The 12487-nt window shown below is 43.2% G+C and carries 9 protein-coding genes; 7 read left to right on the forward strand and 2 right to left on the reverse strand.

Going from position 1 to position 12487, the window contains the following annotated elements:
* Nucleotides 1–134 precede the first annotated feature (134 nt).
* Complete coding sequence (locus tag FBF61_RS22140; RefSeq protein ID WP_138481481.1) at nt 135–1037, forward strand: bestrophin family protein; 903 nt, start codon at nt 135–137, stop codon at nt 1035–1037.
* 64 nt (nt 1038–1101) lie between these two features.
* On the opposite strand, the gene FBF61_RS22145 is transcribed toward FBF61_RS22140, so the two are convergent.
* The gene (locus tag FBF61_RS22145; RefSeq protein ID WP_138481484.1) at nt 1102–2502 is read right to left on the reverse strand and encodes a DUF4270 family protein; all 1401 of its coding nucleotides are present in this window, start codon (nt 2500–2502) and stop codon (nt 1102–1104) included.
* Nucleotides 2503–3092: 590 nt separating this feature from the next.
* On the opposite strand from FBF61_RS22145, the gene FBF61_RS22150 reads away from it, so the two are divergent.
* Together FBF61_RS22150 and FBF61_RS22155 are read left to right on the forward strand one after the other, a co-directional pair.
* A complete protein-coding gene (locus FBF61_RS22150; protein ID WP_138481486.1) occupies nt 3093–4133 on the forward strand; it encodes a Kelch repeat-containing protein in 1041 nt (346 codons plus the stop codon).
* 3 nt (nt 4134–4136) lie between these two features.
* Nucleotides 4137–4490, forward strand: coding sequence for a DUF4907 domain-containing protein (locus FBF61_RS22155; protein ID WP_229215175.1), 354 nt, complete (start codon nt 4137–4139; stop codon nt 4488–4490).
* A 32-nt stretch (nt 4491–4522) separates the two neighbouring features.
* Here FBF61_RS22155 and FBF61_RS22160 read toward each other — a convergent pair whose 3' ends face one another.
* Complete coding sequence (locus FBF61_RS22160) at nt 4523–5641, reverse strand: endonuclease/exonuclease/phosphatase family protein (protein WP_138481488.1); 1119 nt, start codon at nt 5639–5641, stop codon at nt 4523–4525.
* A gap of 169 nt (nt 5642–5810) precedes the next feature.
* On the opposite strand from FBF61_RS22160, the gene rimP reads away from it, so the two are divergent.
* The 4 genes from rimP to FBF61_RS22180 all read left to right on the forward strand — a co-directional run bounded on the left by rimP (nt 5811) and on the right by FBF61_RS22180 (nt 12487).
* A complete protein-coding gene (gene rimP / locus FBF61_RS22165; RefSeq protein WP_138481490.1) occupies nt 5811–6293 on the forward strand; it encodes a ribosome maturation factor RimP in 483 nt (160 codons plus the stop codon).
* Between the two features lie 84 nt (nt 6294–6377).
* The gene (gene nusA, locus FBF61_RS22170) at nt 6378–7619 is read left to right on the forward strand and encodes a transcription termination factor NusA (RefSeq protein ID WP_138481492.1); all 1242 of its coding nucleotides are present in this window, start codon (nt 6378–6380) and stop codon (nt 7617–7619) included.
* 70 nt (nt 7620–7689) lie between these two features.
* On the forward strand, nt 7690–10818 hold the full coding sequence (gene infB / locus FBF61_RS22175; protein WP_138481494.1) for a translation initiation factor IF-2: 3129 nt from the start codon (nt 7690–7692) through the stop codon (nt 10816–10818).
* 394 nt (nt 10819–11212) lie between these two features.
* Entirely contained in the window at nt 11213–12487 is a 1275-nt protein-coding gene (locus tag FBF61_RS22180; protein ID WP_138481496.1) for a tyrosine-type recombinase/integrase, read from the forward strand.

The following is a 12487-nucleotide window of genomic DNA, read 5'->3' on the forward strand; positions in this document are numbered from 1 at the left end:
CATATAAAGATGTTAAAGCGGGACGCAGAAATTCATTTTGCGTCCCGCTTTTTTTAGAGACAATTCCCGCTTTGGATAAATTATTTCTTCTGACTAATTTTTAAAACAATTATCTACATCCTTTTAACTTTTCTATGTATATAAAGCAGGTTTTTTCCATTTGGCGATTACTGAAAGGTATATGGCCCGCGCTCATGGTGGTTACTGCTTATGCTACGCTGGTGTTCTACTTATTCAGCTATCATAACTGGCATTTTCTTTCCTTTCCGATATCCATTATCACCATTCTCGGAACTGCCCTTTCGCTGCTCCTGGGTTTCAGGACCAACTCTGCTTATGATCGTTGGTGGGAGGCCCGAAAAGTCTGGGGAGAAATTGTTAATGACAGCCGCACGCTCGTCAGGCAGTCAATGTCGTTTATTTCTGCCCCCAGGCAAGAAAAAGATCAGCATGTTTCGCACATTACCCATTTGCAGATTGCCTGGTGCTACGCCCTATCGAATTCCTTAAGAAAAGAGCCGGTACTGGTCTATGCCGACCTCCATCTGGAATCGTCGGAACTGGATTACGCTTCGGCACAGGACAATATCCCGAATGCCATTCTTAACCTGCTTCAGATCAAATATTCTGATTTACACGAGGAAGGCAAGATCGAGACTCTTTTGTATCAGAACCTGGATCAGACCATCCAGAGGCTCTGTGACGCTATGGGAAAATGCGAACGCATCAAAAACACCGTCTTCCCTACACAATATAGCTTTTTCGTCCACTTTGTGATCTTTATATTCACGCTGATATTACCAATGGGCTTGGTTGAAAGCATCGGCAGGATAGCGATCCCTATCAGTTTTACGATTTCTTTCCTGTTCTTTTACGTCGAATGGATTGCTTACATCATGCAAAATCCATTTGAAAACGGCCCGAACGATATACCCATGACTTCCCTTTGCAGGACAATTGAAATCAATCTGCTGGAAATGATCGGCGCCCCAAAGATTCCTGAGAAAATTTTGCCTAAGAAAGGCGTCATTATGTAATAAAAAGCGGTTCCTCCCATGGTAAGACTTGGGAAGAACCGCTTCATTCTCAGTATTTACACTGCTATTTGGAGTCCGCGACGGTGTAAAACAATTCCAGCCTCAAATTTTTAATGCCAGTGCTTTGATCACCGATCACGAGCCTGTCGACACTCTTACTAAATTCCGAGTTAGCTTCCGGAAAACCCGAAGAACCGGTAAACGCCGAACTACGCAAAACCAAGCCTGTGCCGTCCTGCAAACCGCTGTTCATCAAATTTGACACATAATAACTTACATCAAAAAGATAATATTGGGTGTTATTGATAAGGTCGTTTACGTAAGTTCCCACCACCGGCTTCGGGTTCTGAACTGTAGTCGAATTCAGATCATAAAGGGGTAAAGGCGTACCAGTCGAAGGATTGACAATAAATTCGTTATTCTTATCACAAATATAGACGAAGATCTGCGCCGGTGCTCGAAGCTGATCTGTGACCGAAAGCTGGAAAGGTGTTATTCTCAAAAAAGCCCTGTTTATGACAGAATATTTATAGTACTTGAGAGATTGCAGATTGGGGAAGTCGACCCTTGTCATTACTCCCGGCCCTGCCTGTATAAATGCTTTATTACCAGTCTGTTCCGAGGGAAGTGCAATCCTGTGGGTAGTCGGAGCCTTGGCCAGAAGCGTACCTGTTCTATCCGGAATGATCTGGTTAAACAAGTAACTTAATTTCACATTAAGCGAGTCTCTTTTAAGACCATCCACATCAATGGTGTGGTAGTGAAGCCGTATAGCTGTTGCAGTATCTTTAAATCCAATAACCGAGGCGTTGTCCGTGTCGGCTGCCTTCACCAAAAGCCCCTGTAAAATATTGGTCCAGGCGGAGGCGGAAGTAATCTGATTATTTTGCGCTTTCTCAAAGATTTCTTGACCAAGAGCCTGCGACAATTTGATCCTTACATTATTGCTGGTGCGGGGTCTCGGTATCAGTTTAATTTTACCGAGTGGGGCCGCATCAAACGGCAATTTTGTAATATTATATACCGAACTATACTCCGAAAGATCCTTTAAAACCTTGTAAACTGAAATGTTCAGCGGGACGGTTGTGTCACCATATGAATAAGTGTCGTACCTCAAACTTAATGTCAGCGAATCATATTCTGCCAGGTCCGGGATCGTGATACCACTTTCGGGGGCATTTTGAAAATAAGCCGCAGCTTGTATTTTACCAAGGTATGGATCGGCAAATCTCCCAACCAGATGTCGCTCTGTGCTTCCTGTCATCATTGAATCGGTAAAGAACGTCGAGAGCTTCACCGCAGAAGTATCAGAAAACAAAACCGTAAATTCATCCGGATCGGGCTGTATCAGAGATTCTACTTCTTCTCCCCACTGACAACCCGCCAATGAAACCGTTAAACCAAATATTACCAGAAGTTTGGAAACCGTTGAAGACCCTTTGAAAGAATAAGAAATAAATTTCATTTAGTGCAAGACAGTAAAAAGTGCAAAATTATCACATGCAAAGTTAATTACAACATGATTCAGAGAATTGGGGACAAATTTGTAACCATAATATCGGTTGCAACAAAACCCGCCCGGTGAACGTAAAGATTAATACTTAACGGAAAAACGATGTTTATCGCACACATTGACATGATTTAACAGAAACCAAAACCAGAAAAATCATTGTCAGACGTCAGTTATCAGTACGCCGGGAATCATAAAAAAGTGGCAAATTTTGAGAAAAACGTCAAAAGCAAAGGACTAGTTTGAAATGCTGGCCGCATGAAAAAATAAATGACAGGCTATTGGGAGCAACTTTTTAGCCCTTCGGTAGCTCGTTATAACAACATAGAACTCTAATTGTACGTTGGAAAATCGCCGGACAAGTCAATCTTTTAGACAAAAAATAACTTATAATTTTACTTAGCAGTATCAACATGTTATGTTTGCAAAAAAATTCAGCTTCCATGTCCGGTTTTTAACGGCACAATGCTTGCAGATTAATTAACCCCAAAAACATTTTTTTTCCCAGTTTCATTTGTAACAATTAGTCAAACCATATTCTTTACATGTTTAATACCTTAAAAAAGACTTCGTTAGCCCTTCTAGTCGCTTCTACTGTCTTCGTTCAATTTAGCTGCAAAAATGATGATCCGGAGGCGGATAAATTAGGAAACTGGTACAGGAACGGAATTCCCAACTTCGGTGGGTCTGCAAGAGCCCGCTCCGTGAGCTTCCTGATCGGCAATAAAGGTTATATCGGGACAGGTTTAACAAACGAAACGACACCTCGTGTAAAAGATATGTGGTCGTACGACGCCACCACTAAAATTTGGTCACAGGTAGCTCCTTTCCCGGGAAGCGGAAGATATGATGCTGCCTCCTTCGTATTGGGCGGAAAAGCATATGTAGGCGCAGGATTTGATGGTGTGGTAACGGCTGCCGATGGCGGTTACAAAAAAGATTTCTACGAATACGATCCTGCAACAAATAAATGGTCTCCCATAGCCGATTTTTTGGGTGGAACCCGTCAGTATGCAACTTCATTTGTTGTAAATAACCGTGCTTATGTCGGCCTGGGATTAAATGGAAGCAATTACTATCAGGATTTCTACGAATACAATCCAACCACAGATAAATGGAGCGAAATTGCCACTTTCACCGGTGGAAAGCGCAGAGGTGCGGTTGCCTTTACAGTAGGTGACAAAGCTTATGTGGGTTTTGGGGTAAACAACTCTTCGGCTGAGACGAAGGATATTTACAGCTTTGATCCTGCCGGTAATGGAGGACAAGGGTCGTGGACGAAAATTGTACATGATGCAGCTCAAATCGATAACTTCCCTGCAAGGTCACATGCGCTCGCGCTGGTTATTAATGAAAAAGCCTATGTAGTAGGTGGTGCAGGTAAATCTGATGTATGGGAATATGTTCCTGGTTCAAATACCTGGACAGAGGTGGCTTCTTTCCCATCGGGCGGAAGAGGATTTGCTGGTGGGTTCTCAGTCGGAAACATTGGCTATTTCGGTACGGGAAGTTCTACAGGCTCAAACGGACTGGATGATTTTTGGGCATTTGATCCTACTGCTGCCCAGGACGATGATGACAATTAACCGGTGATTAAAAAAAATAAATTCAGCATTGTACTGATTTCCTTACTGGCCTTCGCAGTTGCAGCCTATTTTCTTCTTCCTCTCCGGAAGGGAAATCCAGGTTCCGGCAGCGAAGGCCTTCGCAATTTAAAGGTACAGTCATTTCACAAAGAGACTGGCTGGGGATACCGTATTTACCAGGACACGACGATTATTATTGAGCAGCAGTTTATTCCTGGCGTAAGTGGAACAAAAGGATTTGACACGGAAGAATCTGCTATTAAAACCGGCGAACTGGTGGAGAATAAAATACTTCATGGCATTTTCCCTCCTACCGTTTCCCCCAGGGACCTCGATAGTTTGAGGATCAAATATTAGCCAACATCAGCCCGTCTCCTCCGACATTTCCACTAGTTTTCTTCTCTGGTGTCGCCCGGTCTGCGTAATGAATACACGCCGGATATCGGATAATGGTCAGAATACTTTATCTTACTGTATGTCGTAAAATCAATAGCGCGGAGCGTTTCTTTACTGTAAAATTGATGATCGATCCGTATAAAGTAAGGGAGATGATTATATGTAAATCCGAACCCCTGACCTTTTTCCTCAAAACTATTGCCCATTATTTCTCTCATCCGGCCGTACACATAACCGTAGGGGACTTCATTGAAATCACCGCAAACGACCGTCGGGTAAGGAGACTCCCTGATCCACGATTCTAGTACTGCCAATTCTCCGGCACGTCTTACAAAACCCTTTCTCATCTGTCTGAATGTAATCTTACCCTCTCTGGCCATTCCGTCCATTTCTTTTTGATGAACAAGGTTGCTCAACTGTAGGGTCATGGAATAAAGGTGCAGGGCGATGATCCTTACGGTGTCAGCACCCATTTTGATATCAGCCTGGATCATACCATTTTGGGCTTCAAATACAGTGTCCCTGCTTGCTATGATGGGATGTTTGGAAAACATGGCAAGTCCCGAGCGCTGCAGCAACTTGTGCCCGTTACTTCTACCATAAAATTTATGATATTTATAACCACCACTTTTTAACGTTTCGCTAACATTTAGAAGCTTGGAATCGTCTTCGTAATATTCTGCAAGACAAACCACATCAGCACCCGAATCCTTGATCCATCCTTTTGCTTCCCTGATCTGGCGTTTCACCCAACGGTCCCTCGGCGAGAAATTGCGCATGAAAGAACGCACATTATAGCTCACTACTTTAAATGAAGCTTCGTTTTCCGGGCTGCTCTCTGTTAGGGTATTTTTATTAAACGCATAAGTTCTCGGCAGGAAAATACAGCCTATAAGCAGCATGGAAAGCGGCAACAATGCCTTTTTTTTCTCAACGAGAAACCATATCGGAACGGAAGCGAGATGAATGATCATGGTCACAGGGAACGACATCATCATGAATCCCGCCAGCCAGCCAGAGAAAGGATTCCAAAAAATAAGTATGCAAACCAGTAGAGTATAAAAAACAAAGCATTTATATAAAAACCACAAAAACTTTTTTACGCCTTTCATTCATTTATAATTCAAATTCATTGCAAAAATAGGTGAAGGATATCAATTTAGAAGACATCACCATCACTTGTACTTATGATAAAATAGTTTTACCTTTGCATTCAATTCTATTTTGATCGATTGATTGAGGGGGGCTTAAATCCCCTTTTTTATTTGCGGTAAGCCTTACATGACAATTAAAGAACATTTAGAAACTTTACTCATCCCCCTTCTGGAAGATGGCAATTGTTTCCTTATAGATATCATTTTTAAGCCTTCTAAGGTAAGTCAAAAAATAACGATTCTTGTTGATAGTGATGAAGGAATTACAATTCAGCAATGCACATCGATTAGCAGGAGGTTAGCAAAACAACTCGAAGAACTCGAAGTTTTTACCGAAGCATACACGCTGGAAGTTTCTTCGCCGGGATTGGACCAACCACTAGTGCTGCCTCGCCAGTATCAAAAGAATCTGGGACGAAATTTGAAAGTTACCTTAAAGACCGGGGAAACTTTTTCGGGCACACTGAGCGAGGTAAATGCCGATCAGATCACGCTCCGGCTTCCGGAACCTAAGAAGAAACCAAAGGTTCCTCTGGATGAAAGTTCTTTGCGCAGGGACGTTTTGCTCGGGGATATCTCGAAAGCACTAGTAGAAATTTCCTTTAAATAGCTTGGAAGTCAGGATGTTCCTGATTTGTGATCAATTATATAATATGTTTAATTTAGTATCAGCAAATATTCTTTAACATAAGCAATGGATAGCGGAATATTAATTGAATCATTCGCGGAGTTTGCAAGCTCTAAAAACATAGACCGTCCCACGATGATCAGTGTTTTAGAAGAAGTGTTTCGTACAATGATTCGTAAAAAATACGGTACAGACGATAATTTTGACGTAATCATTAACCCTGAAAGCGGTGACCTAGAGATGTGGCGCACCCGGGAGATTGTCGATGACAACTCGGAAGATATCTGGGATTATAATAAAATCCCGCTTGCCGAAGCCCGCAAAATCCAGAGTGACTTTGAGGTTGGAGAAGAGGTTGCCGAAGAAGTAAAACTGGTGGAATTCGGTCGCAGACTGGTTCAGACAGCCCGCCAGACTTTGATCCAGAAAATCAAGGACATGGAAAAAGAAATCATGTTCGAGAAATACAAGGACCAGGTTGGGGAGATGATCACCGGGGAAGTTTACCAGACATTGAGACATGAGGTGATTATCATGGACAGTGAAGGCAATGAACTTTCTCTGCCAAGAACAGAACAGATTTCAAAAGATCGCTTCCGTAAGGGAGAGTCCGTCAAGTCGGTGATCCATAAAGTGGAGATGAACAACGGTTCTCCCAAAATCACTTTATCCAGAACTTCGCCTGTTTTCCTGGAAAGATTGTTCGAAGTTGAGATTCCTGAGATTTATGATGGAATTATTTCAGTAAGACGTGTTGTTCGTGAACCAGGGGAACGCGCCAAAGTCGCGGTTGAGTCATACGACGACAGGATTGACCCGGTTGGAGCCTGCGTAGGGATGAAAGGATCGCGGATCCACTCTATCGTACGTGAATTAGGGAACGAGAATATAGATGTTATCAATTATACCGATAACCTGGAACTTCTTATCAGCAGAGCGCTGAGCCCGGCCAAAGTGAGTTCCATGCAGATTGACAGAGATGCAAAACGCGTTTCGGTGTTCCTGAAACCGGATCAGGTTTCACTGGCCATCGGTAAAGGGGGACAAAATATTAAACTTGCAGGGAAACTTGTCGGAATGGAAATCGATGTCTTCCGTGACATTGAAGAACAAAATGATGAGGACGTCGATCTTACGGAGTTCTCTGATGAAATCGACGAATGGATTATCAGTGAATTGCACAAAATTGGTCTGGACACAGCCAAAAGCGTGCTGGCACTTAACAAGGAGGAGCTTGTCAGACGTACCGATCTTGAAGAAGCAACGGTTGAAGAGATTCTCGACATCCTTCGCAAGGAATTTGAATAATTTAAACGGATGAATTAACCTGATCGTTGATTCAGCCATCAATGCAAAACTTTTTCTACTAATTGCTAATATGGCAGAAGATAAAATGATGCGCCTTAGCCAAGTGGCACGGATCCTGAACGTAGGAATAACTACGATTGTGGATCATCTGTCTGCCAAAGGGTATAAGGTGGAAACAAACCCGAATACAAAAATTAATTCTGATCAAATCGAGTTTCTTGCCAAGGATTTCAAATCTGACGACCTGAGATCTTCTTTATCCTACAAACCGGCACAAGCTGAGACACCTGTAGAGATTAAAGAAGAAAAAGTCAAAAGTGATGTGGACGGAATTCTTTACTTCCGGAACTCCCCTCCGAAAGAGGAGGAGGAAAAACCTGTTGTTGAAGAAAAAACACAACCGCAGCCTGCTTTTGAAAACCGCCTGCCCGGTATTAAGGTAGTAGGAAAAATCGATCTGGATCCCAAACGCCCTGCTTCGCCTTCCCAGCCCGTAGCAAGCGCACCTGAGGAGCCAAAAGCTGAAACGCCGAAAGAAGTTGTTCCAGAAGCGAAAGTAGCTGCGCCGGATCCTGTCGTTATTGAGAAAGAAGTAGTGAAGCCGGAGCCTTTAACACCCGCTGAGCCGAAGGTTGAGCAGGTACAGAAACCGCAGACCGAAGAGGTAGTTCCTCCAAAGGTTGAAAAGGAAGAGCCGAAAGCCGAAACTCCGCAACCTGTGGTGCCTAAAGAAATAGTTGAGGAAAAACCTGCGGAGCAAACAGCACCTGTTGCTGAACCAGCAGTGACCCAAACTGAACAAACTTTGGTTGAAAACCCGGTCGCTCAATCGGTAACTGCGGCTGCTCCTGAAAATGAAACTGCCCCGGTTGCCGAATCGGGAGAATCTGAACTTATAGAAGCTCGTGGAGAACAATTAAGAGGTCTTCGGGTAATTGGTAAGATAGAACTTCCATCTGATAAGGCTAAAAAGAAAGACCCGGTTGCCTCAAGCGATACGTCGGCGGATAAAAAGAGACGCAGAAAAAGAAAAAGAATACGTGATGGTTCGGTTGTAGGTGGTGAAAACAGGCCTGCAGCAACCGGAACGGCAACTTCGACTGATCCCAACCAGGCGACAAGACCTAAGGAAGCAAATGTCCCTCCTGCTGGCAATAGAACGGGCAACAGACCAAACACAGGAACCGGCACTCCAGGCGTAACACCCGCCGCTGGAAGCGCGCAGGGAAGTACTGCCAGACCTGCTGCCAACAGAAGCAATACTAATAATCGCCGCCCTGGTAAAAGAGAAGAGGTTTCAGATAAAGAAGTATCTGACAATATCAAAGCTACAATGGCCCGCATGGGTGGCAGCAATTCTAAAAACACTGCCCGTGGAAAAGGTGCCCGTCGTCGTGACCGTGCTGATCAGAACGATCCAAACGGATTTGACAATGAAGAAACAAAGATCTTGCGCGTTACAGAATTCGTTTCTGCGAACGACCTCGCATCTCTTATGGATGTGACAGTGCAGGAAGTTATTTCGGTTTGTATGAGCATGGGAATGTTTGTTTCCATTAATCAGCGACTCGACGCCGAAGCGATAACATTTATTGCAGATGAATTTGGATTTGAAGTTGCCTTTATTTCGGCAGAAGAAGAAGTCCAGAATGATGTAGTTGAAGAAGTTGATACCGAAGAAAGCCTGATAGAAAGGGCGCCGATTGTAACCGTTATGGGTCACGTCGATCATGGTAAAACTTCTCTTCTTGACTATATCCGTCAGGAAAATGTAGCCAGTGGGGAAGCAGGTGGTATTACCCAGCACATTGGTGCATATAGCGTAAAAACAAAAACAGGCAAACAGGTAACGTTCCTGGATACGCCAGGTCACGAGGCATTTACAGCGATGCGTGCACGTGGAGCGAAGGTTACCGACGTTGTTATCATAGTAATTGCGGCGGATGACAGCATCATGCCCCAAACACGTGAAGCAATCAACCACGCACAAGTAGCAGGTGCCCCGATCGTGTTTGCATTTAGCAAGGTAGATAAAGCCGGTGCCAACACCGAGAAAATACGTGAAGAGCTTGCCAATATGAACATTTTGGTGGAAGAATGGGGTGGTAAATACCAGACTCAGGAAATCTCCTCCAAATCCGGTTTGGGTATTGATCTTCTTTTGGAAAAAGTGCTTCTGGAAGCAGAATTACTTGAACTGAAGGCAAATCCAAACCGCCGTGCAATCGGAACTGTTGTAGAAGCATCTTTGGATAAAGGACGTGGATATGTGACAACGATCCTCGTTGAGACAGGTACATTGAAAGTCGGAGATGTTGTGCTCGCCGGAGCTCATTTCGGCAAGGTTAAAGCAATGACCGATTATCTTGGAAAAAAATTGAAAACAGCAGGACCATCTATGCCGGTTCAGTTGCTGGGGCTTAATGGTGCTCCGCAGGCAGGTGATCGTTTCAACGTTTTCGAAAATGAACGTGACGCAAGGGATATTGCAACCAAACGGGAGCAAATACAGCGCGAGCAGACGATCCGTACCCGCAAGCATATTACACTGGAAGAGATCGGCCGTCGTAAGGCTATCGGTAGTTTCCGTGAATTGAACCTGATTGTAAAAGGTGACGTGGATGGATCTGTGGAAGCACTTTCTGATTCACTTCTGCAATTATCAACCTCTGAGGTTCAGGTTAATATCATTCACAAGGCTGTGGGTCAGATATCCGAGTCAGATGTAAACCTTGCGATTGCTTCTGATGCAATTGTAATCGGATTCCAGGTTCGCCCATCTTCCAATGCAAAGAAAATGGCGGAACAGGATCAAATCGAAATCAGACATTACTCTGTAATTTATAATGCGATTGAAGAGATCAAAGACGCCATGACTGGTATGCTTGCTCCGACAATCGAGGAAATTATTACAGGAAACATTGAGATACGCGAAGTCTTCAAGATTAGCCGCATTGGAACAATTGCGGGTTGCTATGTGACCGACGGATATGTGAAACGTAACAATAAAATCCGCGTGGTACGTGACGGTATTGTGTTGTATACCGGCGAAATAGATTCTTTGAAACGTTACAAAGACGATGTTCAGGAAGTTAGAAACGGTTACGAGTGCGGTTTGAGCATTAAAAATTACAACGACATCGAAGTCGGTGATATTATTGAAAGCTTTGAATTACGTGAAGTAAAAAGAACGCTGTAAATCAAATACTTGTTCTTTCTAATATAAAAAATGAGGCGGGATCGAAATCGATTCCGCCTCATTTTTTATGTCATCAAATTCCCAACTGTGTAATATTTTACCCAAAAAAAAAGGATCACCCCACCCGGAATATCCTTTATGCCTTACTAATGGTTATTTCTTGACGAAGAACCTGGCAAGGTTCTCATTCAAAACTATAACCAAAAAAATCGGGCCAGAAAAGTAGAACTATTTCAGTAGGACGTAGCGTCTTAACCGCGCAAATACATGAATAGTTATAAATGCACAAAACAAGTTTGTTTTCATTTATTTCAAACGTGAGTAATCAACGGAAATTAATTTTAATTTACTTCAAAATCCCTCTTTGTTTCAGTAAAATGTTTCAGTAATACCGATGGCTTCGTTCAATGTTGAAATCAATCCAAAGCCCAACAAACATGGCTTTCATACTGTATTCGTAAGGATCACTGTCGCCAGAAAACTTAAACGGTTTAAAACTTCCGTTGCAATTCCGTTAGAGCATTTCAACGCGAAAGGGAAATATGGTCGATGGGTAAGGACTATCAACCCTAGGCAGGCAAAACTAAATCATCAGATTGATGAATTTATTCAACAATTGAAACTTCGAGTCGAAAAAATCGAAGAAAAAGGACTTCCTGTGCTTGTGGAGATGAATAAGCCTTACATCAATGAGGGTGTCACTACTGTGAAAATGCACCTAGACAGTGTTCTGGAAGAAATGAAGGTTGAAAAGGCTTACATATATTATAATGGTGCAAAATCGATGTTTTCCCGGTTTCAGAACTTTGTTGGTGATAACACCCCATTGAATGTGATTGACACCGATCATATCCAACGATTCAAGATTCACTTGATATCAACGAAAATCTCAAACGTCACGATCAATAACATACTTAAGCGAATCCATGCGGCCTTTATCTCGGCAGTCCGCTCCAATTTAATAGAGAGAGATCCATTCCGGGCCCACGATACACTCCCAGAACTTCCAAGCAAAAAACAAAGGCTGAACGACGAGCAAATTCAAAAACTCGAAGAGCTTGAATTGAGAACCGACAAAAAAATCAATTGGCCGTACCACACCCGGAACATGTACCTGTTTTCTTATTACAATGCAGGGATCAGGGTTGCGGACTTGATGCAATTGAGACATGGGAATATTACGTCCGACGGACGCCTTGAATACGAAATGTCGAAAACCGGCCACCAAAAAAGCATTGCGCTCAATAAAAAGGCCAAAGATATTCTCGCCATTTATTCTAACCCAGACGCAAAGCCAACAGACTATCTCTTTCCGGTGTTAGACAACACTGCCGAGTATGCCAAGTATCTGACATACGCAGACAAGAAAAAAATGGGATTTCATCTCCGAGAACTTCTTCAGACTGCTATTTCAGGGAAGACCTCACAAATCAACAACAACTTAAAGGTGCTTTCGGCGCAAATCGGCCTGGACAAGTCAATCACATTTCATACGGCGAGGCACTCTTTTGCCGATAAAGCCCGGCGATCGATGAAAAAATCAGATAAGATCACCATGTATGATATCAAAAATGCACTGGGCCATAAAAGTATTCTCACGACTGAGCGGTACATGAATTCGTTTGATAAGGAATCGCTTGATGAGGCAATGAGCGATATATTTGAGTAA

This window comes from Dyadobacter bucti (assembly GCF_005869225.1).
In the GTDB taxonomy this organism is placed as follows: domain Bacteria; phylum Bacteroidota; class Bacteroidia; order Cytophagales; family Spirosomataceae; genus Dyadobacter; species Dyadobacter bucti.